Annotated in this window: 20 protein-coding genes; 13 read left to right on the top strand and 7 right to left on the bottom strand. The window is 73.0% G+C overall.

The features are described 5' to 3' along the window. Window positions 1-69 precede the first annotated feature (69 nt). Together AC4H2S_RS15795 and AC4H2S_RS15790 are read left to right on the top strand one after the other, a co-directional pair. Window positions 70-1110, top strand: a complete 1041-nt coding sequence (locus AC4H2S_RS15795) for a glycerophosphodiester phosphodiesterase family protein (protein ID WP_491497927.1) — start codon at window positions 70-72, stop codon at window positions 1108-1110. Beyond that, the gene (locus tag AC4H2S_RS15790) at window positions 1107-2795 is read left to right on the top strand and encodes an aminotransferase class V-fold PLP-dependent enzyme (protein ID WP_491497926.1); all 1689 of its coding nucleotides are present in this window, start codon (window positions 1107-1109) and stop codon (window positions 2793-2795) included. Before AC4H2S_RS15795 ends, AC4H2S_RS15790 begins: the two co-directional genes overlap by 4 nt. Window positions 2796-2804: 9 nt before the next feature. Here the strand turns inward: AC4H2S_RS15790 and AC4H2S_RS15785 are convergent, their stop codons facing one another. Next, window positions 2805-3227, bottom strand: a complete 423-nt coding sequence (locus tag AC4H2S_RS15785) for a hypothetical protein (RefSeq protein WP_491497925.1) — start codon at window positions 3225-3227, stop codon at window positions 2805-2807. Window positions 3228-3238: 11 nt separating this feature from the next. Further along, window positions 3239-4429 carry a PspC domain-containing protein gene (locus AC4H2S_RS15780; RefSeq protein WP_491497924.1) on the bottom strand — a complete coding sequence of 397 codons (1191 nt, stop codon included), beginning with the start codon at window positions 4427-4429 and terminating at the stop codon, window positions 3239-3241. A 143-nt stretch (window positions 4430-4572) separates the two neighbouring features. Between AC4H2S_RS15780 and AC4H2S_RS15775 the strand changes: the two genes are divergently transcribed. From AC4H2S_RS15775 to pcrA, 6 genes are all read left to right on the top strand, one after another. Beyond that, window positions 4573-5919 carry an ATP-binding protein gene (locus AC4H2S_RS15775; protein WP_491497923.1) on the top strand — a complete coding sequence of 449 codons (1347 nt, stop codon included), beginning with the start codon at window positions 4573-4575 and terminating at the stop codon, window positions 5917-5919. Further along, window positions 5916-6581 (top strand): LuxR C-terminal-related transcriptional regulator, encoded by a 666-nt coding sequence (locus AC4H2S_RS15770; RefSeq protein WP_491497922.1) that lies wholly within the window; start codon window positions 5916-5918, stop codon window positions 6579-6581. Before AC4H2S_RS15775 ends, AC4H2S_RS15770 begins: the two co-directional genes overlap by 4 nt. Before the next feature lie 66 nt (window positions 6582-6647). Continuing rightward, on the top strand, window positions 6648-8063 hold the full coding sequence (locus AC4H2S_RS15765; RefSeq protein ID WP_491497921.1) for an APC family permease: 1416 nt from the start codon (window positions 6648-6650) through the stop codon (window positions 8061-8063). A 1-nt stretch (window position 8064) separates the two neighbouring features. After that, window positions 8065-8523 (top strand): universal stress protein, encoded by a 459-nt coding sequence (locus AC4H2S_RS15760; protein WP_491497920.1) that lies wholly within the window; start codon window positions 8065-8067, stop codon window positions 8521-8523. A gap of 9 nt (window positions 8524-8532) precedes the next feature. Then, on the top strand, window positions 8533-8886 hold the full coding sequence (locus AC4H2S_RS15755; RefSeq protein WP_491497919.1) for a hypothetical protein: 354 nt from the start codon (window positions 8533-8535) through the stop codon (window positions 8884-8886). Between the two features lie 36 nt (window positions 8887-8922). Further along, window positions 8923-11292 (top strand): DNA helicase PcrA, encoded by a 2370-nt coding sequence (gene pcrA / locus AC4H2S_RS15750; RefSeq protein WP_491497918.1) that lies wholly within the window; start codon window positions 8923-8925, stop codon window positions 11290-11292. A 235-nt stretch (window positions 11293-11527) separates the two neighbouring features. Here the strand turns inward: pcrA and AC4H2S_RS15745 are convergent, their stop codons facing one another. Further along, window positions 11528-12430, bottom strand: coding sequence for a M23 family metallopeptidase (locus tag AC4H2S_RS15745; protein WP_491497917.1), 903 nt, complete (start codon window positions 12428-12430; stop codon window positions 11528-11530). A 74-nt stretch (window positions 12431-12504) separates the two neighbouring features. After that, window positions 12505-13839: a cryptochrome/photolyase family protein gene (locus AC4H2S_RS15740; protein ID WP_491497916.1), complete on the bottom strand. Its 1335-nt coding sequence runs from the start codon at window positions 13837-13839 to the stop codon at window positions 12505-12507. Window positions 13840-13970: 131 nt separating this feature from the next. Between AC4H2S_RS15740 and sucC the strand changes: the two genes are divergently transcribed. Beyond that, window positions 13971-15140 carry an ADP-forming succinate--CoA ligase subunit beta gene (sucC, locus tag AC4H2S_RS15735; RefSeq protein WP_491497915.1) on the top strand — a complete coding sequence of 390 codons (1170 nt, stop codon included), beginning with the start codon at window positions 13971-13973 and terminating at the stop codon, window positions 15138-15140. Window positions 15141-15157: 17 nt separating this feature from the next. Further along, window positions 15158-16039: a succinate--CoA ligase subunit alpha gene (sucD, locus tag AC4H2S_RS15730; protein ID WP_491497914.1), complete on the top strand. Its 882-nt coding sequence runs from the start codon at window positions 15158-15160 to the stop codon at window positions 16037-16039. 19 nt (window positions 16040-16058) lie between these two features. On the opposite strand, the gene AC4H2S_RS15725 is transcribed toward sucD, so the two are convergent. From AC4H2S_RS15725 to AC4H2S_RS15715, 3 genes are read right to left on the bottom strand one after another with little or no spacing between them, the layout of a single operon-like run. Continuing rightward, window positions 16059-16253 carry a hypothetical protein gene (locus tag AC4H2S_RS15725; protein ID WP_491497913.1) on the bottom strand — a complete coding sequence of 65 codons (195 nt, stop codon included), beginning with the start codon at window positions 16251-16253 and terminating at the stop codon, window positions 16059-16061. A gap of 41 nt (window positions 16254-16294) precedes the next feature. Continuing rightward, window positions 16295-16972, bottom strand: coding sequence for a hypothetical protein (locus AC4H2S_RS15720; protein WP_491497912.1), 678 nt, complete (start codon window positions 16970-16972; stop codon window positions 16295-16297). Window positions 16973-17008: 36 nt separating this feature from the next. Then, a complete protein-coding gene (locus AC4H2S_RS15715) occupies window positions 17009-18910 on the bottom strand; it encodes a hypothetical protein (RefSeq protein ID WP_491497911.1) in 1902 nt (633 codons plus the stop codon). A gap of 115 nt (window positions 18911-19025) precedes the next feature. Here AC4H2S_RS15715 and AC4H2S_RS15710 point away from each other — a divergent pair, with 115 nt between their 5' ends. Genes AC4H2S_RS15710 through purN form a run of 3 tightly spaced genes read left to right on the top strand, consistent with a single transcriptional unit; the run spans window position 19026 to window position 22127 of the window. Then, window positions 19026-20285 (top strand): cell division protein PerM, encoded by a 1260-nt coding sequence (locus AC4H2S_RS15710; RefSeq protein WP_491497910.1) that lies wholly within the window; start codon window positions 19026-19028, stop codon window positions 20283-20285. Window positions 20286-20287: 2 nt separating this feature from the next. After that, the gene (locus AC4H2S_RS15705; RefSeq protein WP_491497909.1) at window positions 20288-21499 is read left to right on the top strand and encodes a YibE/F family protein; all 1212 of its coding nucleotides are present in this window, start codon (window positions 20288-20290) and stop codon (window positions 21497-21499) included. Between the two features lie 10 nt (window positions 21500-21509). Then, window positions 21510-22127, top strand: a complete 618-nt coding sequence (purN, locus tag AC4H2S_RS15700) for a phosphoribosylglycinamide formyltransferase (protein WP_491497908.1) — start codon at window positions 21510-21512, stop codon at window positions 22125-22127.

The following is a 22127-nucleotide window of genomic DNA, read 5'->3' as shown; positions in this document are numbered from 1 at the left end:
CATCCGGCATTCACCCCGCCGCCACCCCAGCACCACCGCCGGGTCGCCCAGGCCGGGCACGGTGGTGCCGTGACGGTGACCCGCGAGGCCCCCAGGGCCGGCACGGTCGCGACCTCGTCGTTGGTCGCGACCCCTGCCGTGGTTGCGCACCGCGGTGCCAGCGGGCACCGTCCCGAGCACACGCTCGGCGCCTACCGCACCGCCATCCGGATGGGCGCCGACGACATCGAGCTCGACCTCGTCGCCACCCGCGACGGGGTGGTCGTGGCGCGCCACGACCTCGACCTGGGGGCCACCACCGACGTGGCCGACCACCCCCGGTTCGCGCACCGGCGCCGCACCCGCCGCGTCGACGGGGTCGACCAGCGGGGCTGGTTCGTCCAGGACCTCACGCTGGCCGAGGTCAAGACGCTCGCCGCCCGCGAGCGGATGCCCCGCACCCGCCCGGCCAGCGCGGCGTACGACGGGACGGAGGGGGTGCCGAGCCTCACCGAGGTCCTGGCGATGGCCGGTGCGGAGTCACTCAGGCGCGGTCGGCCCGTCGGGCTGGTGCTCGAGCTCAAGCACGCCGCCCACCACGACGCGGCCGGGCTCCCGCTCGAGGTGCCGCTCCTGCGCGACCTCGCCCGGCACGGCCTCGACGACCCGTGGGCGCGGGTGACGCTGATGTCCTTCGAGTCCGACGTCCTGAGGCGCCTGAGCCGCCTCACCCGGCTGCCCTTGGTGCAGCTGCTGGCACCGGGGCACCCGCTGCCGGCCGACGAGCTCGACCGGATCGACGAGTACGCCGACGGCGTCGGCGCCCACACCTCCCTGGTGCTCCCGCGCGACGCCCGGGGAGCGATCGGCGCGCCGTCCACGCTCGTCCGCGACGCCCACCGGCGTGGGCTGACGGTCCACGCGTGGACCGTGCGCGCGGAGAACCGCTTCCTGCCCACCGACCTCCGGCGCGGCCACGTCCGCGACGCCCCCGGTGACGTGGCCGGCTACGTGCGGGCGCTGCTCGCCGCCGGGGTCGACGGCGTGATCACCGACCACCCCGGGGAGGCGCTGGCCGTGGTGCGGAAGGTGCAAGGCAACGCCTCTCACCGGCGTACGCTCGCCCCGTGACCCACGTCGGCGCCCCCTCCACCCCCCTCCTCGAGCGCATCCGCGCGTCGGTGATCGGCGACGACCAGGTGATGCAGGGCCCCTACGGGCCCCGGCGCGTCACCTACGCCGACTACACCGCGTCGGGTCGCAGCCTGAGCTTCATCGAGGACTTCATCCGCACCGAGGTGCTGCCCGCCTACGCCAACACCCACACGGAGGCGAGCGGCACCGGCCTCCAGACGACCCGGCTGCGTGAGGACGCACGGCGGATCATCCGCGACGCCGTCGGCGGCGACGAGGAGACGGTCGTCGTCTTCTGCGGGTCCGGCAGCACCGCGGCCATCGACAAGATGATCGGCATCCTCGGGCTCCGCGTGCCCTGCACCCTCGAGGACCGCTACGCCCTCAGCGACGCGATCCCGGCCCACGAGCGCCCGGTGGTCTTCCTCGGCCCGTTCGAGCACCACTCCAACGAGGTGAGCTGGCGCGAGACCATCGCCGACGTCGTCACCATCCACGAGGACGCCGACGGGCGGGTCTCGCTCGACCACCTCCGCGAGGAGCTCGAGCGTTACGCCGACCGGCCCCTCAAGATCGGCTCGTTCTCGGCCGCGTCCAACGTGACCGGCATCGTCACCGACACCGAGGGCGTCGCCGACCTGCTGCACGCGCACGGCGCGCTGAGCTTCTGGGACTTCGCCGCCTGCGCGCCCTACGTCGACATCGAGATGTACGGGCCGGGCGGCTCGCACAAGGACGCGATCTTCCTCAGCCCGCACAAGTTCATCGGCGGCCCCGGCACCCCCGGCGTCCTGGTCGTGCGCCGCGAGCTCATGGCCAACCGGGTGCCGGTCGTGCCCGGCGGCGGCACGGTCATGTACGTCAACACCTCCGAGCACCGCTACCTCGACGACCCGGCGCACCGCGAGGAGGGCGGCACCCCCGCGATCGTGGAGTCCATCCGCGCCGGACTGGTCTTCCAGCTCAAGCAGGCCGTCGGGGTGGAGACGATCCAGCAGCACGAGGAGGAGCTGCTCGGGCGCGCCGTGGACGCGTGGGTCGCCGAGCCGACCATCCAGATCCTCGGCAACCTCGACTCCCAGCGGCTCTCGATCGTCTCCTTCGTCATCAAGGCGCCCGACGGCGCCTACCTGCACCACAACTTCGTCGTCGCGCTCCTCAACGACCTGTTCGGCATCCAGACGCGCGGCGGCTGCTCGTGCGCCGGCCCCTACGGTCACCGCCTGCTCGACATCGACCTCGAGCGCAGCCACCGGTTCGAGGCCCAGATCGCCGGCGGGTGTGAGGGCATCAAGCCCGGCTGGGTGCGGGTCAACTTCAACTACTTCCTCGACGAGGAGGTCTTCACCTACGTCGTCGAGGCCGTGCGGCTCGTCGCCCGCGAGGGCTGGCGGCTGCTCGGCGACTACCGGTTCGACCCCCTCACCGGGCTGTGGCACCACCGCACCGGCCCGGTCGAGCCGCCGCTGCGCCTGACCGACGTGACCTACGCCGCCGACGGCACCATGACCTGGCCGTCGCACACGCAGACGGCCCCCGTCTCGGTGCTCCGTGAGCACCTCGACGAGGGCCGCGCGATCATGGCCGCCGCGTCTCCGCCGGACTGGTCCGACACCGCCCACCTCGACGAGGACTTCGACGCCCTCAGGTGGTTCGCGCTGCCGGCCTGCTCCCTGGGCTAGGCATCACGGCTAGGAGCGCGCCGAAGCCCGGCGGGCCGGCCAGACGGTGGCGGCGAGCCCGGCGGCGCCGGCCACGAGCCACGGGATCGGCATCAGCCAGCGCAGCTGGGGGGTCTCCACCACGTCGCCCTGCAGGAGCGCCCACACCAGCACCATGCCGGCGAAGGCGACGCCCATCACGAGCTGGCCGACGTTGACCGGGTGCAGGCCCGTGGTGCGGGCGGGCGCATCGAGCGGGCCGGTCATCGGCTCGTCGTACGCCGTGGTCCAGGCGTCCGGCCCGGTGGCGGCACCGGCGTCGGCACCGGTGTCGTAGGTGGACGAGTCGAGTCCCGCGGCGCGGAGCTCGTCGTGGAGCTCGGCGCGCTCGCGCGCCCGCACGTCGGCCTGCTTGTCGTACTGGTTGTCGTACTGGTTGTCGTTGTCGGTCATGGCAGTGCTCCTCAGGCCGCTTCGCGGACGACGACCTCGCCGCCGACCAGGTCGATGGTGATGGACATGTCGGGGACGCCGGCGCCGCCGTCGACGAAGCCGTTCTGGGTGACGACGAAACCGCCGCTGCGCTCGCCGAAGACCTCGGCGCTGCCACCGACCACCTCGGCCCGGACGTCGACGTCCACCCCCTCGGGCACGATCACGTCGACCCGCCCGCCGACCGCGTCGATCGCGACCTCGCGGCCGTCGAGCTCCTCGACGTCGGAGACCCCGGAGAGGTCGAGCGTGAACCGGCCGCCGCCGAAGTCGTAGGTGTCCTCGACGCCGCCGGCGGTGGTCGGGGCGACGTAGCGGTTCTCGTCGCCGATGGTGCTGTTGGCGGTCGTCACTGCGGTGGCCAGCGCCGCGACCAGGCCCAGCAGGATCAGGCCTCCGGCGCGACCCCAGAACGAGCCGAGCACCAGCATGGCGGCGGTGATGCCGAGCGCCAGTGCCGGGTAGGCGCTGTCCGTGACGGCCGCGCCGGCGACGTCGACCACGCCGAGGACCCCCTCCGCCAGCGCGATCAGCGCGAGGGTGAACCAGAACAGGATCGGCCCGCGCCGGCGCGGGCGGCGCGGCTCCGGCTGCGGTGCGCGGGCGTAGGACGTCCACGCCGGGTCGGCGGGCGGCGCCCAGGCCGGCTCCGGCGCCGGGGCGGACGCCGGGCCGTACGCGGGGCCGTGCGCGGGGCCGTTGCCTGCGGGCGGTGAGCCCTGCTGCTTGCGGTGCAGGAACCACACCACGAGGGCGGCGGCGATCGCCAGCGGCCACGGGAACCAGAACGCGCCGGCCCAGTCGCCGAGCGCGGCGATCAGGGCGAGCACGCCGGCCGCGCCGAGGGCGATCGTCCGGTTGCGCTCGTCGAGGCCCAGCGGCTCGTCGGTGGTGCCCTCTTCGGGCACCAGGAGCCAGGCCGCGACGTAGACGAGGAGCCCGGCGCCGCCGAAGAACACCGCGACCACCAGCGCCACGCGCACGATGATCGGGTCGATGTCGAGGTGGCGGGCGATGCCGCCCGCCACGCCGGCGACGTACCGGTCCCTGACGCTGCGCCTCAGCCGGCCGAGGTCCTTCATCTCGTCGCGGGTGACGCGCGGACCCGACGGGGGAGGGGTGGCCGGGGCGGGCTGCTCGGCGGAGGGGCTGACGTTGTCCATGGCTCCACTCTCCCTGCGCCCGCAGCCCGGCACCATCGGGGACAGCCCTGATCCGTGCCGAGGGTCCCGGGGTCGGCGTCAGGGTCGGCTCGGGGTCGATCCTCATGGTCGCGGCCGTGCGCGCCTGCGACGATGGAGCCACGATGAGCCACCCCACGCCCCCCGCCCACCCGGCCGCCCGCCCGGCGCGTCCGTCCCACCCGGACGAGCCCCGCCGCGCCTACCGCGACCTCTCCGCGCCACTGGTGGGCGGCGTGGCCTCGGGCCTGGCGCGTCACCTCGGGCTGCCGGTGCTCTGGGTGCGTGGATTCTTCGTCGCCACCGCGTTCCTCGGCGGCTTCGGGCTCTTCCTCTACGCCGGCCTGTGGGTGTTCCTGCCCGCCGGCCAGCACTTCGAGGTCGGCGCTCCCGGCCTGGAGAGCGCGACCCGCACCGGCAAGCGTCCCGGACGGCGCTCGCTGCTGCGCGACGCCGGGCCGGCGGTCGCCCTCGGCGCCCTCTTCTTCGGCGTCGTGCTCGGCGTCGAGGCCCTCTTCGGCCAGGGCGCCCTCTTCTGGCCGGTGGTCCTCGCGGTCGCCGGCGTCGGGCTGCTCTGGCGCCAGGCCGACGAGGCGCAGCGCGAGCGCTGGATGGACTCCTCGGGCCGCATCGACCCGTTCCGCGCGATCTTCGGCAACGGCGGCTGGGCCGCCTACGGCCGCATCGCCGCCGGGCTGGGGCTCATCGTCACCGCGCTCGTCGTCTTCGCCCTCGCCGGCCGCGCGACGTTCGCGGTCCCCGTCGTGGTCGCGGGGTTGCTCGGCCTGCTCGGCCTGGCCATCGTGGTCGGCCCGTGGGCCCTGCGCCTGGTCAACGACCTCGGCGCCGAGCGGGCCGAGCGGGTGCGCACCCAGGAGCGCGCCGACATGGCCGCGCACCTGCACGACTCGGTGCTCCAGACCCTCGCGCTCATCCAGAAGAACGCCCACGACGCCACCACCGTCGCCCGGCTCGCCCGCTCGCAGGAGCGCGACCTGCGCCAGTGGCTCTTCGAGGCCGACACCCCCGACGCCACCACGCTCGCCGGCGCGCTCAAGGAGATGGCGGCCGACGTCGAGTCGCAGCACCCCGTCGTCGTCGACGTCGTCACCGTCGGCGACTGCGACCTCGACGAGTCGCTGCGCCCGGTCGTCCTCGCGGCCCGCGAGGCCGTGGTCAACGCCGCCAAGCACGCCGGCACCCAGCGCGCCGACGTCTACGCCGAGACCACCCCGGGAGCCGTCGACGTGTTCGTGCGCGACCGGGGCGCCGGCTTCGACCTCGGTACCGTCGCGGCCGACCGCCACGGGGTCCGCAGCAGCATCGTGGACCGGATGGCGCGCCACGGCGGCAGCGCGGACGTACGCTCTGCACCCGGTGAGGGGACCGAGGTGCGCCTGCACATGCCGCGCGCCCCCCACCAGCACACCCGCCAGCACGACCAGCAGCAGCCCACCGAGGAGACCCGATGAACCAGGCCAGCCCAGAGCATCCCGTGCGCGTCGTCCTCGTCGACGACCACGCGATGTTCCGCGCCGGGGTGCGTGCCGAGCTCGCCGCGAGCGGTGCCGGGGTGGTCGAGGTCGTCGGCGAGGCGGCCGACGCCGACGCCGCGATCGCCGTGGTGCGCGAGCTGCAGCCCCAGGTGGTGCTGCTCGACGTGCACCTGCCCGGCGGCGGCGGCGTCGAGGTGATGCGGCGCCAGCCCGCGCCCGACACCCTCTACCTGGCGCTCTCGGTCTCCGACGCCGCCGAGGACGTCATCGGCACCATCCGCGGCGGTGCGCGCGGCTACGTCACCAAGACGATCACCGGCCCCGAGCTCGTCGACGCGATCCTCCGGGTCGCCGGCGGCGACGCGGTGTTCTCCCCGCGGCTGGCCGGGTTCGTGCTCGACGCCTTCGCCGGCTCCATCGACGTCGCCGCCGTCGACGAGGACCTCGACCGCCTCACCGAGCGCGAGCGGGAGGTGATGCGCCTGATCGCCCGCGGCTACGCCTACAAGGAGGTCGCCAAGGAGCTCTTCATCTCGGTCAAGACGGTCGAGACCCACATGTCGTCGGTGCTGCGCAAGCTCCAGCTGTCGAGTCGCCACGAGCTGACCAAGTGGGCCTCCGACCGCCGGCTGCTCTGAGGCGCATCGCGCCCCTCCGGGTGGGCGACGATTGACAACCCCTCCCCGACCCGCTGGGGTCGGGGAATGGCAGACACTGCGTCCCCCGCGACAGTCGCGGACGACGGGGGCGGGCTCAAGCGGTCGATCACCGGTCGCCTCCTGTTCTTCTACGTCCTCGGAGACGTGCTGGGCTCCGGCATCTACGTCCTCATCGGCTCGGTCGCCGGCGAGGTGGGCGGGGCCTTCTGGGCCGCGTTCGCCGTCGGTGTGACGGTCGCCGGCTTCACCGGCCTGGCCTACGCCGAGCTCGCCACGAAGTACCCCCAGGCGGCCGGCGCCTCGCTCTACGTCAACAAGGCGTTCGGCAAGAAGCCGCTGACGTTCCTCACCACGGTGACCTACCTGTCGGCCACCTTCGCCGCGGCCGGATCGCTCGCGGCCGGCTTCTCGCAGTACGTCGCCGAGGTCTGGGACGCACCGCCTGCGCTGCTGGTGATGATCGCCTTCATCCTGCTGCTCGCGCTGCTCAACTTCATCGGCATCACCGAGTCCGTGGTGGCCAACATGGTGATGACCTTCGTCGAGATCGCCGGTCTGGTCATCGTGGTCGTCATCGCCATCATCTACATCGGACAGGGCAAGGCCGACTTCTCCGCGCTCGGCGACTTCACGACCGGCGACAACGTCATCTTCGCGATCGTCGCCGGCGTCGCCCTGTCGTTCTTCGCCATGACCGGCTTCGAGAACGTCGCCAACGTCGCCGAGGAGACCGTCGACCCCAGCAAGAACTTCCCGATCGCGCTGATCGGCGGCATGGCCACCGCCGGCGTGATCTACGTGCTGGTGTCGATGTCGGCCGCCCTCACGGTCCCGATCGACACCCTCGCCGAGTCCGACGCCGCGCTCCTCGAGGTCGTCAAGGCCGGCATCCTGCCGCTGTCGGTCACCGCGATGACGCTGATCTTCGCCATCATCGCGATGGTCGCCATCACCAACACCACGCTCGTCCAGGTCGTCACCCAGTCCCGCATCCTCTACGGCATGGCCCGCGAGGACGTCGTGCCCGCTGCGTTCGGCAAGATCCACGCCTCGCGCCGCAGCCCCTACGTCGCCCTCGTCTTCAGCGCCGTCGTCGTCATCGGCCTGGTGGTCGCCGGCGACGTGCTGGGCCGCATCGGCCTCGACGTCGACATCGTGAGCCGGCTGGCCTCGGTGACGGTGGCGCTCCTGCTGGCGGTCTACGCCGGCGTCATCGTGTCCTGCTTCAAGCTGCGCGGCCAGGACGAGTCCGACGACACGTTCCGCGCCCCGAGCGTCCTGCTCGTGCTGGGACTCATCGGCAACATCGTGCTGCTCGGCTACGTGGTCGTCACCGACCCGTCCTCGTTGATCTGGTGCGGGGCCCTCGTCGGCCTCGGCGGGATCCTCTACGTTGTGGAGAAGGTGTTCGGGTCCCGCAACCCCGACTCCACCGGCACCGGCGCCGTGAAGGGAGCCTGACATGCACGTCATCGTCGCCACCGACGGCTCACGCCAGTCCCTGGCCGCCGCCAAGCACCTCAAGTCCTTCGCCGACCCGGCCAAGATCACCGACGTCTCGGTGATCGCGGTGATCCGGCCGCTCGCCTCGGTGGCCTTCGCCGACGACGTCTCCGAGCGCGGGTTCGACGGCTCCTTCCGCGACGCCGCCCAGAACGCGGTCGACGCCATCGCCGCGGTGTTCGACGGCTGGGGGCCGAAGGTGCACAAGCGCATCCGCAGCGGCTCGGCGGCCAACGAGATCATCAAGGCCGCCAAGCAGTACGACGCGGGCCTGGTCGTGGTGGCGGCCGGTGGCCGAGGCCTCAGCGACAACGTCCTGGTCGGCAGCACCGCCCAGCGCGTCCAGCACTACGCGCCGTGCCCGGTGCTCGTCGTACGGCCCGCACCCAAGCCGCGGAGGCGCAAGACCGATCGTTAGGCTCCCCCCATGGAGACCCTGCGCCTGGTGCTGCTGTTCGCCCACATCCTCGGCTACGCCGCCCTGCTCGGCGGGCTGCTCGTCCAGCTGCGCAGCGACACCAAGACGGTCAACCCGCTGATGCGCGACGGCGCCGGCCTCGCGTTCGTCACTGGCCTGCTGCTGGTGGGCGTGCTGGAGCAGGTGGCCTCGCCCGACCACGCCAAGATCGCCGTGAAGTTCGGCATCGGCCTGGTCATCCTGGTGCTGGTCATGGTCAACATGCGCAAGCCGAGCATCCCGCAGGGCCTCTACCTCGGCCTGCTCGCCCTGACGGTCGTCAACATCGGTGTGGCCGTCTTCTGGGCCCCCGCCCACGCCTGATCGGGTGTCCCCCCTCCCGCATAGGCTGGGGAGGACATGAGCCCCACTGACGCACTGATCGACCACCCGCTCCTCGACGGCCTCAACGAGCCGCAGCGCGCGGCGGTGACCCACGCCGGCCCGCCGCTCCTCGTCGTCGCGGGCGCCGGGTCGGGCAAGACGCGCGTGCTGACGCGGCGCATCGCGTGGCTGATCAACGAGCGCAAGGCCCACCCGGGCTCGATCCTGGCGATCACCTTCACCAACAAGGCCGCGGCCGAGATGAAGGAGCGCGTCGAGGAGCTCGTCGGCAAGCGCGCGCGCATCATGTGGGTCTCGACCTTCCACTCCGCCTGCGTGCGCATCCTGCGCAAGGAGATCGACCGGGTGGGCTTCAAGTCCAACTTCTCGATCTACGACGCCGCCGACTCCAAGCGCCTGATGACGCTGGTGCTGCGCGACCTCGAGCTCGACCCCAAGCGCTACCAGCCCAACGCGGTGCTCCACTGGGTCTCCGACCAGAAGAACGAGCTGCGCGACGCCGAGGACGCCGCGAAGGAGGCGCGCAACTCCTTCGAGGAGGCCTACGCCAAGGCGTTCAGCCACTACCAGCGGCGCCTGCGCGAAGCCAACGCCCTCGACTTCGACGACCTGATCATGACCACGGTCCACCTGCTGCAGGCCTTCCCCGACGTCCGGGAGAACTACCGCCGGCGCTTCCGCCACGTCCTGGTCGACGAGTACCAGGACACCAACCACGCGCAGTACAGCCTGATCCAGCAGCTGTGCGGGCGCTCCCTCGAGGAGCAGGGCGCCGAGCAGGTCGAGCCCAGCGAGCTGATGGTCGTCGGCGACGCCGACCAGTCCATCTACGCATTCCGCGGCGCCGACATCCGCAACATCCTCGACTTCGAGCAGGACTTCCCCGACGCGACCACGATCCTGCTCGAGCAGAACTACCGCTCGACGCAGACCATCCTCAGCGCGGCCAACTCCGTCATCGGCAACAACCGCGGGCGCAAGCCCAAGCGGCTGTGGACCGACGCGGGGGAGGGCGCGCGGATCGTCGGCTACGTCGCCGACGACGAGCACGACGAGGCACGCTTCGTCAGCGAGGAGATCGACCGGCTCGCCGACGAGGCCGGCGTACGCCCCGCCGACGTCGCGGTGTTCTACCGCACCAACGCCCAGTCGCGCGTCTTCGAGGAGGTGTTCATCCGCACCGGCCAGCCCTACAAGGTCGTGGGCGGGGTGCGCTTCTACGAGCGCAAGGAGGTCCGCGACGCGCTGGCCTACCTCCGGATGCTGGTCAACACCGCGGACGAGATCTCGCTGCGCCGGGTGCTCAACACCCCCAAGCGTGGCATCGGCGACCGGGCCGAGGCCTGCATCGCGGCCCTGGCCGACCGCGACCGGATCACCTTCTGGGAGGCACTGACCCGCGCCGCCGATGCGCCCGGCCTGGCCACGCGCAGCCTGCGCAACATCGAGGCGTTCGTCGCGATGGTGCAGGAGCTGCAGTCGATGGTCGAGGCCGACGAGCGCCCCGACGTCATCCTCGAGTCGGTGCTCGAGCGCTCGGGCTACCTCACCGAGCTCGAGGCCAGCGACGACCCGCAGGACGGCACCCGCGTGGAGAACCTCGCCGAGCTCGTCGCCGTCGCCCGCGAGTTCGCCGAGGACCCCCAGCCCGGTCCCAGCGCCGACCCGGCGGAGGTCGAGGCCGGCACGGTCGCGGTGGGCCTCGGCGACTTCCTCGAGCGGGTGGCGCTGGTCGCCGACGCCGACCAGATCCCCGACGCGCCCGATTCGGAGTCGGGTGGCGACGACACGGGCGTGGTGACGCTGATGACGCTCCACACCGCCAAGGGCCTCGAGTTCCCGGTGGTGTTCGTCACCGGCCTCGAGGACGGCGTGTTCCCGCACCAGCGCTCGCTCGGCGACCAGCCCGAGCTCGAGGAGGAGCGCCGCCTGGCCTACGTCGGCCTCACCCGCGCACAGCAGCGGCTCTACGTCTCGCGCGCCCTCGTCCGCTCCGCCTGGGGGGCGCCGAGCCACAACCCGGCCAGCCGCTTCCTCGACGAGCTGCCGGTCGACCTCGTCGACTGGCGGCGCACGGCGGCGGAGCAGACCCGCTGGGGCCGCACCGACCTGAGTGGCGGATCCACGCGCCTGGGCACCCCGACCGACGCCGGCCGCCGCAACTTCAGCTCCGCGGCGCTGCGCGCCGACGCGGCCTCCAAGGCCAAGCCGGCTCGCGAGATCCCCAGCCTCGACCCGGGCGACCGGGTCGTGCACGACTCCTTCGGCATGGGCACGGTCGTGGCCGTGGAGGGGGCCGCGGAGAAGTCCGTGGCGTCCATCGACTTCGGCTCCGAGGGCGTCAAGCGCCTGCTGCTGCGCTACGCCCCGGTCGAGAAGCTCTAGCTCGGCTCCCTCCCCGCCTTCGCCGCCGGCCTTCGCCGCCGGCCGAGCGGTGCGTGAGGGGGATTCTGCGCCGGCCGAACGCCCCTCAGCCGCTGCCCGGGGCGCGGGCGTTCGGGCGGTGAGCCAGCAACCTTCTGCGCGAGAGAAGAGGTTGCTCAGCCACCGCCCATCGGCGGACGCCGGGACGAGAACACCCCTCAGCCACCGCTCAGGACGACGCGGAGGAGAGGGTCGGTCAGGGGACGATGCCGTGCTCGACGAAGGCCTGGAACGGGTCGACGGGGCCGCCGCCGCCGGGACGCACCTCGAGGTGGAGGTGGGAGCCGGTCACGTGGCCCGTCGTACCGACGGTGCCGATGACCTCGCCGCCGTTGACGCGGTCGCCGACCGAGACGTAGATCGAGGTCTGGTGGCAGTACCAGATCTCGGTGCCGTCATCGAGGGTGACGACGGTCTTGTTGCCGTAGGCGCCGTCGTAGCCGGTCGAGGTGACGGTGCCGTTGGCGACCGACATGATCCGGTCGCCGCTGTTGGCGTTGAAGTCGAGGCCGGTGTGATAGCTGGCCCAGAGGCCGTACTGGCCGAAGGTGGCGGTGATGCCGTAGCTGGCGAGGGGGAGAACCCACTTGTTCTCCTTGATCTTCGCCGCCTGCTTCTCCGCCGCCTGGCGCATCTCCTTCAGCTTGGCGGCGTACTCGGCCACCTGCTTCTCGGCCAGGGCGATCAGCTCGGGGTCGGTCTCCTCGCTGCCGGAGTCGCGGGTGTCCGCGCGGCTGACGAGGGGGCCGCGGCGCGAGAGCGCCTGGCCGGCGGCCGCGCCGATGGACTGCGTCGAGCCGACCGTGGAGCCCGTCGAGGCCAGGGTCGTGACTCCCGCTCCGGCGCCGGTGACGGCGGCGGTGGCGGAGACCGCGAGGACGGCGACTCCGGCCACGAGCGGGACGGACGGCAGCCGCACGAGGGAGCGGCGCGGCGCCGGGGTGGCGCGCCGCTTGCCGCTCACGGGCGCAGCCGTTGCCGAGGTGCGGCGCTTGGGAGCGCGCTCCGCTCGGTGGTTGCCCATGAAGGAATTACCAATCTGCCGGATCGTCAGGGGGGTTCGGGTCGGCGAGACCGCGCCCGACTGTAACGGAAACATCACGGGAAAGTGCAACCCTTGACGAAATCTGGAGATGTACCCCGCTCGGACGGCCGATAAACGGACGACCCCCGTCAGGGGCGGGCGGACTGGTAGCGGTCGAGGGCCTCGCGCCGCTCGTCGGCGTGGTCGACGATCGGCAGCGGATATCCGTGCTCGTAGCCCACGTCGGACCTCCACGGCTCGTGCGCGGCCCGCCCCGGCAGGTGGGCCAGCTCGGGGACCCAGCGCCGTACGTAGTCGCCGTGCGGGTCGAACCTCAGGCCCTGGGTGACCGGGTTGAAGACGCGGAAGTAGGGCGAGGCGTCGGTGCCGGTGCCGGCCACCCACTGCCAGCCGTGGTTGTTCGACGCCACGTCGCCGTCGATCAGCAGGTCGAGGAAGTGGCGCGCGCCGACCGGCCACCACACGTGCAGGTCCTTGGTGAGGAACGAGGCGGTGATCATCCGCACGCGGTTGTGCATCCATCCGGAGTGGAGCAGCTGGCGCATCCCGGCGTCGACGATCGGGTAGCCCGTGGTGCCGGTGCGCCACGCCTCGACGGCGTCCTCGGGGTCGTCGTAGCGCATGCCCTCCAGCGCGGGCCGCAGGTCGGCCCACGCCGAGCCCGGGGCGTGCCAGAGCACGTCGGCGTAGAACTCCCGCCACGCCAGCTCGGTGGCGTACGTCGAGGTGTGCGGGACCTCGGCCAGGAGGGAGCGCGGGTGCAGCACCCCGAGGTGGAGGTAGGGCGAGAGCCGCGAGGTGCCGTCGTGGTCGGGACGGTCGCGCTCCACGTCGTAGTCGTGCAGGCCGGCATCGCGGAACGCCCGCCAGCGCCGCCAGGCGGCGTCCTCGCCGGCGGCGGGGAGGTCGAACGGCGCGTGCGCCACGGCGTCCTCGAGCAGGGCGATCGCGCGCGGGTCGGAGTCGCCCGGCTCGATGACGGGGGAGCGGGGGGTGGGCGCCGGCTCGGGCCAGCCGTGCTCGCGCCAGCCGCGGGCGAAGGCGCCGAAGACCTGGTAGGGCCCGCCGCCGCCGTTGCGCACCCGGCCGGGACCCACGGCGTACGGCGACCCGGTGGCGACCAGCTCGACCTCGCGGCCCACGGCCTCGTCGCGGCGGCGGCCGTAGGGGGTTGTCTCGGCGGCGACGTGCACCCGGCGGCCGTCGGCCACCCGCGGCACGACCTCGCGCGGGTCGCCGTGGCGGATCGTCAGCGGGATGCGCTCGGCGAGGGCCAGCACGTTGGCGGCGAGCCAGGCGCGCCGGGCCGGCCCGGCCCCCTTCCAGATGGCCGGGTCGACGACGAAGAGCGCCGTCGTGGTCCCCTCCGCCAGGGCCGCCAGGAGCGCCGGGTTGTCGCGTAGGCGCAGGTCGCGGCGGAACCACATGAGGGTCGAGGGCGTGTCCCGGTCCGAGATGGGCATGGTCCTCAACGTAGCCCGGGCGTGACCACCGCCACTCCGACCCGACCTCGTGCGAGCCCGCCGGACGGGTCTAGGGTGCCGAGAGGGAATTGCCCCGCCACTGCTCGCAGACGAAAAGGACTGGTCACCTCGTGGACCTGATGGAGTTTCAGGCGAAAGAGCTCTTCGCCAAGCATGGAGTAGCGACCACCCTGGGTGTCGTCGCCGAGACCCCGGAGGCCGCTCGCGCCGCCGCCGAGGAGATGGGCGGCGTGACCGTCGTCAAGGCCCAGGTCAAGGCCGGCGGCCGCGGCAAGGCCGGCGGCGTGAAGATCGCCAAGACCGCCGACGAGGCCGAGTCCTACGCCCGCGACATCCTCGGCATGGAGATCAAGGGCCTGCGGGTCAACCGGGTCCTGGTGACCCCGGCGACCCCGCCCGTGGAGGAGTACTACTTCTCGTTCCTGCTCGACCGCTCCAACCGCTCGCACCTGTGCATCGCCTCGGTCGAGGGCGGCGTGGAGATCGAGGAGGTCGCCAAGACCAACCCCGACGCGGTGAAGCAGATCCGCATCGACGCCCTCGAGGGGGTCACCCCCGAGAAGGCCGCCGCGATCGTCGACGAGGCCAAGTTCCCCGCCGAGCTGCGCGACCAGGCCATCGAGATGGTCCAGAACCTGTGGAAGGTCTACGTCGAGGAGGACGCCACCCTCGTCGAGGTCAACCCCCTCGCCCGCCTCGAGGGCGACAAGCTCGAGGCCCTCGATGGCAAGGTGTCGCTCGACGACAACGCCTCCGAGGTCCGCCACCCCGAGCACGCGCAGTTCGAGATCCGCGAGGAGGCCGACGCGCTCGAGTCGAAGGCCAAGGACAAGGGCCTCAACTACGTCAAGCTCGACGGCCAGGTCGGCATCATCGGCAACGGCGCGGGCCTCGTGATGAGCACCCTCGACGTCGTCGCCTACGCCGGTGAGGCGCACGGCGGCGTGAAGCCCGCCAACTTCCTCGACATCGGCGGCGGCGCCAACGCCCAGGTGATGGCCGACGGCCTCGACGTGATCCTCGGCGACGAGCAGGTCAAGAGCGTCTTCGTCAACGTCTTCGGCGGCATCACCTCCTGCGACGAGGTGGCCAGCGGCATCAAGGGCGCGCTGGAGATCCTCGGCGACAGCGCCACCAAGCCGCTCGTCGTGCGCCTCGACGGCAACAACGTCGAGAAGGGTCGCGCGATCCTCGACGAGCTCAACCACCCGCTGGTCACCCAGGTCGACACGATGGACGGCGCGGCCGACAAGGCCGCCGAGCTCGCCCACCAGGCCTGAGAGAGAGAACTGAACAGATGAGCATCTACCTCACCAAGGACTCCCGCATCATCGTCCAGGGCATGACGGGCGGCATGGGTGCCAAGCACACCACCCTCATGGTCGAGTCGGGCGCCGACATCGTCGGCGGCGTCAACGCCCGCAAGGCCGGCACGACCGTCGAGCTCGGCGGCAAGGAGCTCCCCGTCTTCGGCTCCGTCGAGGAGGCGATGAAGGAGACCGGCGCCAACGTGTCGGTCGCGTTCGTCCCGCCGGCGTTCACCAAGGACGCCTGCATCGAGGCCATCGACGCCGAGATCCCGCTCCTCGTGGTGATCACCGAGGGCGTGCCGGTCCTCGACACGGCCGAGGTCGTGGCCTACCTCGAGGGCAAGAAGACCCGGATGATCGGCCCCAACTGCCCCGGCATCATCACGCCGGAGGAGTCGCTGGCCGGCATCACGCCGCACACCATCGCGGGCAAGGGCCCGATCGGGCTGGTCTCGAAGTCGGGCACCCTGACCTACCAGATGATGTACGAGCTGAAGGACTTCGGCTTCACGACCGCCATCGGCATCGGCGGCGACCCGATCGTCGGCACCACCCACATCGACGCGCTCGAGGCCTTCGAGAACGACCCGGAGACCAAGGCGATCGTGATGATCGGCGAGATCGGCGGCGACGCCGAGGAGCGGGCCGCGGCCTACATCAAGGAGCACGTGACCAAGCCGGTCGTCGGCTACGTCGCCGGCTTCACCGCCCCCGAGGGCAAGACCATGGGCCACGCCGGCGCCATCGTCTCCGGCTCCTCGGGCACCGCGCAGGCGAAGAAGGAGGCCCTCGAGGCCGCCGGGGTCAAGGTCGGCAAGACGCCGTCCGAGACCGCCGCGCTGATGCGGGAGATCCTCCAGGGACTCTGATCCATCGGAGCCCCAGGGCTCACTCCAGACGGCCTCGCAGGTCCACCTGCGGGGCCGTCGTGGTCCTCACGTGGCGAGCGGGCGGGTGCGCCTGCCACAGCAGCCGCCACACGACGTGCGCGCCCAGCAGGCGCACCGGTGCGACGGCGCTGAGCCGTCGCGGCGACGGCAGGGTCGGGCAGGCCGAGCTGGCCAGCATCGAAGGAATGGACATCGTTCTCCCCGTTCTCGTGGGACACCGTATTGCCTGGCGCATCAGCCGCGCCCCGCCGCTCGCTCGCCGAAGCTCGTCAGCGCCGCGACCGTCTCGCGCAGCGGCCCGACCGTCCGGGCGACGGCACGATCGGCGTCATCCCCGGTCCACTGCCCGTACGTCGAGGTGACGAGCAGCGCCGCCCCGGCCGGTACGACGTGCACGACGGTCGCGCCGTCGCCGGCCCGGCCGTCCACGCTGTAGGTCTGCAGCAGCGTCGTGGCCGGGCGGGGTCCGAAGGGCGAGGCGAGGACCTCGGTGCGGGTCTGCATGTCGCCCGACCCGTCCCGGCGCGCGCACCCCGTGGCCAGGTCGGCGATCTCCTCGGCCAGCCGGCTCGCGTCGCCGGGCGCCGGGAGGACGACCAGGTCGCGGGTGTCGGCCGACTCGCCGCCGCTGTTGTCGGCGACCATCCGGTCGCGGGTGACCAGTCCGCGCAGCGGGGAAGTGCCGCACAGCTCGAGGTCACGCAGGCCGGTGCCCGTGCGGGAGGTGGGCACGGTGTCGCGAGGCCCTCCCATGCCCGCCGAGAGCGGGAAGTCGTCGGGGATCGCGGCCCCCGGTCCGCTCGCCGCGGAGGCGGCCGCGGGCGAGGGGTCGCGGGGCGTCTGGCCCTGGCACGCCGACAGTGCGAGGGCGCACGCGAGCGCGACAGTGCCCAGCCGTGCGCGGTGCCTCATACCCGGTGAGACACCGCGGCGCGCGGAAAGGTTGCGTCAGCGTGCGGCGTCGAGCGGGCCGAGGCGCTGCATCACCCGACGGGCGAGGGTGACGAAGTCGGCCCGCGACATCGTCATGTTGCGGTCGGGGGCGAAGCCGAGCTGGGAGACCGCGCCACCGTCGCGCACGATGGCCATCAGGAACGGGAACGACTGGCGGTCGTTGATCTCGAAGGTCAGCGCCCACACGCTCAGGTCGGAGGACTTCGACGAGCTCGACGCCAGCTGGGTCACGCTCGTGCCGAGGTTGGCTCGACCGCACTGGCGGATCCGGTCGCGGACGGTCGCGACGAACGCGCGTGCGCGGGCCGGCTTCATCGCCCCGACGGTCTGGGTGAGACCGAGCTGGCTGGCGTTGGGCGTCTCGGGGAACAGGAAGGTGCGGGTCAGCGCCTTGCTGATGCCCTTGCCGGTGAAGGTGGTGCGGTCGCAGCGGGTGGCGGCGTAGTTGGTGCGGGCCTTCTCGGCGTCGGTGCCGACCCAGGGACCGCGGACCGCGGCCACCGGCGGCAGGTCGACCACCGACAGCAGCCCGGGCGGCGTACCGACGGGGAGCGGCGCGCTCGTGCGTGCCTTGGCCCGGCCGGCGCAGGTGCCGGCGCCCTCGGTGCCGCAGACGCCGTTGACGGCCGCGGACAGCCCGGTGAGCAGGGCCTTGTCGCCGACCGCCTTGCCCTGGCTGCGCACGACCAGGGCGACCACCATCCGGCCGGTGCGCGCGACACCGACGGTGATGCCGGCCGGCTTCTTGCCCCACGACCGCAGCCGGAAGGCGCGCGCCTGGTCGCCGACGCGCTTGACGGTGCGGGTGCTGACGAGCTGGGTGCGGGGGTCGATGCAGCCGGCGAACCACAGGGAGGCGGTCTCGAAGGCCTGCTCGGCGTCTGCGTCGTCGTGCGACGTCTCGACCACCTCGACGGCCGTGGACCGGACGGAGGTGACCTCGCGCTTGCGGGTGCGTGCGCGCTTGCCCTTGCCGACCTTCTTCCTCACCACGCGGGTCTCGGTCCCCTCCCAGGTGCGCGCCAGTGCGCCCACCCCCTCGGGGTCGGCGAACCGCTCACGCTGGCAGGGAGCGACGAGGCCGTCGCCGTCGGAGTCGTCGGTGGTGGTGGAGGTCTCGGTCCACTCCAGCCCGGAGCCGAACCGCGACAGCTGGGCGGGGGAGAGCAGGGCGTCGTCGGCGACCGTCTCCCCGCCGTCGGCGTCGGACGCCGGCGGGTGCACGGTGACCCCGGGCGACGCCTTGTCCTCGCCGAGGCTGGTGGGCTCGGCGCTCGACCCGGCGGCGACGAGGGAGCCCGAGGCGACCAGCGCGGCCGTGGCGACGGCGGCGCCGATGACCGTGTGGGTGCGGCGGCGCGCCGCGCCGGAGCGGCGGATCACGGTCGCCCGCGGCCAGCGGATGTCCTCGAGCGGGCCCGACAGGGCGTGGAGCAGGCGGGGGATCTCGGTGCTGGGCACGTCGCGGTGCAGCGCGAACTGCGCGGTCGCGGTCTGGAGCTCGCGCTCGGCGTCGGCCCGGGGCAGGCCCACGGTGCGGGCGAGCTCGCTCAGGGAGAGGGCGGAGAGCACGTTGAGCACGAGCAGCTCGCGCTGGCGCGTGCTGAGCTTGCTCAACGCGTCGAGGGTGCTGCGCACCTCGGGGTCGAGCGACTTGTCGCGGTGCCAGAGGCGGGCGGTGTGCCGGCGGCGGGCGCGACCGAGGGCGAGCGCGCGGACGTAGCCGTCGCGGTCGTCGAGCTGCTCGACCTTGCGCCAGTGGTGCCACGTCACGACGAAGGCGTCGCGGACCGCGGCACGCGCGGCCGGCGCGTCGCCGGTCAGTGCGTACGCCTCGTGCAGGAGGCGGGTGCGCGTCTCGACGTAGTAGGCGTCGAAGGTCTCGGGGCTCCTCATGACCGCTCCACGGTACGGGAGGCGTGCACACGGCGCACATCCGTCCCGCCGGTCCCGGCGGAGGGCGGCGTGGGAGCGCGATCTGCCGCGGGGGGCGGGTGATGATGGGGCGGCCATGACGTCGCTCCTGACCCGCCCCGAGCGCTCCCGGACCGAGGCTCCGCGGCCGCGTCCGCTCGTGCTCATCGCCACGTTCGGCGGTGCCCTCGCCGCCCTCGGACCGCTCGTGGTGCTGCTCGCGATCGGCATCATCGGCTGGTTCGCCAGCGACGCCGGCATCCACGGAGCCCCGCGCGACGGCATGCGGGTGGGGGCCCTCGCCTGGCTGGCCGGGCACGGCTCCGGCGTCACGGTCATGGGCGCGCGCATCACGATCGTCCCGCTCGGCGTCACGGCGATCGCCGCCTGGTCGATGTGGCGCCTCGGCCACCGCGTCGGCGACGCGGTCTCCGGCCACGGTCCCGACGCCGACCGCATCTCCGACGGCGAGCGCGACGTCACCGTGCCCACCGCGATCGCCCTGTTCTTCTCGGCCTACGCGGTCGTGGCCGTCGTGGTCGCGACCCTCGCCGCCGGCACCACCGCCGACCCGTCCCTGCCGCGGGTGCTCGGCTGGAGCCTGCTCCTGACGGCGTTCGTCGCGGCGCCCGCCATCGCGATCGGCTCGGGCCGGGCGGCGATCTGGGCGGCGTTCCTGCCGGTCTCGGTCCGGGCCGGCGCCGCCGTGGCCGGCGCCGTGCTGGCCCGCCTGCTCGCCCTCTCCGCGCTCGTCTTCCTCGTCGCGCTGGCCCTCTCCTTCGACGACGCCGCCACGATGACCTCGCGGCTGCACCAGAGCCCCGCCGAGGCCGGGCTCTACGGGCTCGTCAACGCCGCGTTCGCGCCCAACGCCGCCCTCTTCACCGGGTCCTGGCTGCTCGGCCCCGGCTTCGCGGTGGGCGGCGCCACCGTGGTCTCGCCCGGCGCAGTGGTCCTCGGCCCGCTCCCCGTCGTGCCGCTGCTCGCCGCGCTGCCTGCCGTCGGCACGCCCGCCGGCTGGGTCGGCGCGCTCATGGCGCTGCCGGCGCTGGTCGCGGCCTGGTCGGCCCACCGCACCTTGCGCGGGCGCGTGCTGACGTGGGACCGGATCGCGCTCGCCGCCTGCGGAGGCGGGCTGGCGGCCGGGATCGGCTTCGCCCTGCTCGCCTCGCTGTCCGGCGGGGCAGCCGGGCCGGGCCGCATGCGGTTCGTCGGCCCGTTCACCCGTGACGTCCTGGTGCACTCAGTCACCGCGTGCGGGATCGGCGCGTTGGCCGGTGCGTCCGTGCTGTCGTGGCTGGCCTGGCGCGCCGCCCGCGCCGTGCCGCAGGTGCCCGCACCCGCCGGCGAGGACTGAGCGTGGGGGCTGGACACAGCCACGGCACGCGCCCGGCCCTGGGCCCGCTGCCGCGCCGGCTGGCGATGCTGATCGGCCTGGTCGTGGGGCCGCTCGTGCTGGCGACGCTGGTCGGGCTGGTCGTGCTGTGGCCCGATGGCGACCTGCAGATCGACCAGCCGGGCGTCGACGTCGAGCGCGGCACCGCCAAGGTGAGCGAGGTCGGCCCCTGCCCGCCGCGCGACGGCGGCACGGAGGTGGAGGGCTGCCGCCTCGCCGAGGTCGAGCTGCTCAGCGGGCCCGGTGCGCCCGGCACCGCGGAGGCGCTGCTGCCCTACGGCCCGCAGGCCCCCGACGTGGTCGCGGGCGACCGGATCATCGTCTCGTTCACCGAGCAGGCGCCCGACGGCGAGCAGTACGCCTTCCAGGACTTCGACCGCGGCCCGCCGCTGCTGGTGCTGACGATCCTCTTCGCCGTCGGCGTCCTGGCGCTGTCGCGCTGGCGCGGGATCGGTGCGCTCGCCAGCCTGGCGTACTCCCTCGTCCTCATCGCCGTGTTCACCCTGCCCGCGATCATGGAGGGCGCCTCGCCGCTGCTCGTCGCCGTGACGTCCGCCGCCGCGATCATGCTGGTCACGCTCTACCTCTCCCACGGCTTCGACGTGCGCTCGACCGTCGCGATGCTCGGCACCCTGGTGTCGCTGGTGGTGATCGGCGGCATCGGCTGGGTCTTCACCCGGCTCGGCCACTTCACCGGCCTGGTCGACGAGGGCAGCCAGTACATCTCCGGCATCGCCGCACAGGTCGACCTGCGCGGCCTGCTGCTGGCCGGGCTGGTGATCGGCGCCCTCGGCGTGCTCGACGACGTCACCGTCACCCAGACCTGGGCCGTCTGGGAGCTCGCCGACGTCGACCCCGACGCCACCACCCGCTCGCTCTTCACCCGGGCGATGCGCATCGGGCGCTCGCACGTCGCCTCCACCGTCAACACGCTGGTGCTGGCCTACGTCGGCGCCACGCTCCCGCTGATGCTGGTGTTCTCGGCGCTGTCGATGCCCTTCGGCGTCGCGGTCAGCCAGGAGGTCGTCGCCCAGGAGGTGGTGCGCGGCCTGGTCGGCGGGCTCGGCATCATCGCCGCGGTGCCGGTGACCACGGCGATCGCCGCGCTCGTCGCCGGGCGCCTGGTGCGCGACCGGAGGGCGGGCGAGGGCGCCGGCCCCTCCCACCGCGCCTAGACTCGCCCGCGTGCAGCAGCCCGCCCGCCTCGTCGTCCTCGTCTCGGGGTCCGGCACCAACCTGCAGGCCCTGATCGACGCCTGCGCCGATCCGGCGTACGGCGCCCGGGTGGTCGCCGTCGGCGCCGACCGCGACGACATCGAGGGTCTGGCCCGCGCCGATCGCGCCGGCATCCCCACCTTCGTGCGCAAGGTGTCGGACTTCGAGACCCGCGAGGGCTGGGACGCGTCGCTGGCGACGGTGGTGGAGCGCTTCGAGCCCGACCTGGTGGTCTCCGCGGGGTTCATGAAGCTGCTGTCCACCGAGTTCCTCGACCGGTTCGTCACCGTCAACACCCACCCGGCGCTGTGCCCGGCGTTCCCGGGGATGCACGGCCCGCGCGACGCGCTCGAGCACGGCGTCAAGGTGACCGGGGCGACCCTGTTCGTGGTCGACGGCGGCATCGACACCGGCCCGATCGTCGCGCAGGTGCCCGTCGAGGTGGCCGACGACGACGACGTCGAGTCGCTGCACGAGCGGATCAAGACCGCCGAGCGCGCCATGCTCGTCGACGCCGTGGGCCGCATCGCCCGCGACGGGATGACCGTCGAGGGCCGCCGGGTTCGCATCGGCGCGCCGGCTCGGTAG

Source organism: Nocardioides sp. Z13_37, from assembly GCF_058355585.1.
Note: the sequence above shows the minus strand (reverse complement) of the source record. Positions and strands in the feature narration are given on the sequence as shown.

Coding starts and splice junctions, on each gene's coding strand:
- AC4H2S_RS15785 (WP_491497925.1), bottom strand. CDS start 3,227: ATGACCGACAACGACAACCAGTACGACAACCAGTACGACAAGCAGGCC.
- AC4H2S_RS15780 (WP_491497924.1), bottom strand. CDS start 4,429: ATGGACAACGTCAGCCCCTCCGCCGAGCAGCCCGCCCCGGCCACCCCT.
- AC4H2S_RS15775 (WP_491497923.1), top strand. CDS start 4,573: ATGAGCCACCCCACGCCCCCCGCCCACCCGGCCGCCCGCCCGGCGCGT.
- AC4H2S_RS15770 (WP_491497922.1), top strand. CDS start 5,916: ATGAACCAGGCCAGCCCAGAGCATCCCGTGCGCGTCGTCCTCGTCGAC.
- AC4H2S_RS15765 (WP_491497921.1), top strand. CDS start 6,648: ATGGCAGACACTGCGTCCCCCGCGACAGTCGCGGACGACGGGGGCGGG.
- AC4H2S_RS15760 (WP_491497920.1), top strand. CDS start 8,065: ATGCACGTCATCGTCGCCACCGACGGCTCACGCCAGTCCCTGGCCGCC.
- AC4H2S_RS15755 (WP_491497919.1), top strand. CDS start 8,533: ATGGAGACCCTGCGCCTGGTGCTGCTGTTCGCCCACATCCTCGGCTAC.
- pcrA (WP_491497918.1), top strand. CDS start 8,923: ATGAGCCCCACTGACGCACTGATCGACCACCCGCTCCTCGACGGCCTC.
- AC4H2S_RS15745 (WP_491497917.1), bottom strand. CDS start 12,430: ATGTTTCCGTTACAGTCGGGCGCGGTCTCGCCGACCCGAACCCCCCTG.
- AC4H2S_RS15740 (WP_491497916.1), bottom strand. CDS start 13,839: ATGCCCATCTCGGACCGGGACACGCCCTCGACCCTCATGTGGTTCCGC.
- sucD (WP_491497914.1), top strand. CDS start 15,158: ATGAGCATCTACCTCACCAAGGACTCCCGCATCATCGTCCAGGGCATG.
- AC4H2S_RS15725 (WP_491497913.1), bottom strand. CDS start 16,253: ATGTCCATTCCTTCGATGCTGGCCAGCTCGGCCTGCCCGACCCTGCCG.
- AC4H2S_RS15720 (WP_491497912.1), bottom strand. CDS start 16,972: ATGAGGCACCGCGCACGGCTGGGCACTGTCGCGCTCGCGTGCGCCCTC.
- AC4H2S_RS15715 (WP_491497911.1), bottom strand. CDS start 18,910: ATGAGGAGCCCCGAGACCTTCGACGCCTACTACGTCGAGACGCGCACC.
- AC4H2S_RS15710 (WP_491497910.1), top strand. CDS start 19,026: ATGACGTCGCTCCTGACCCGCCCCGAGCGCTCCCGGACCGAGGCTCCG.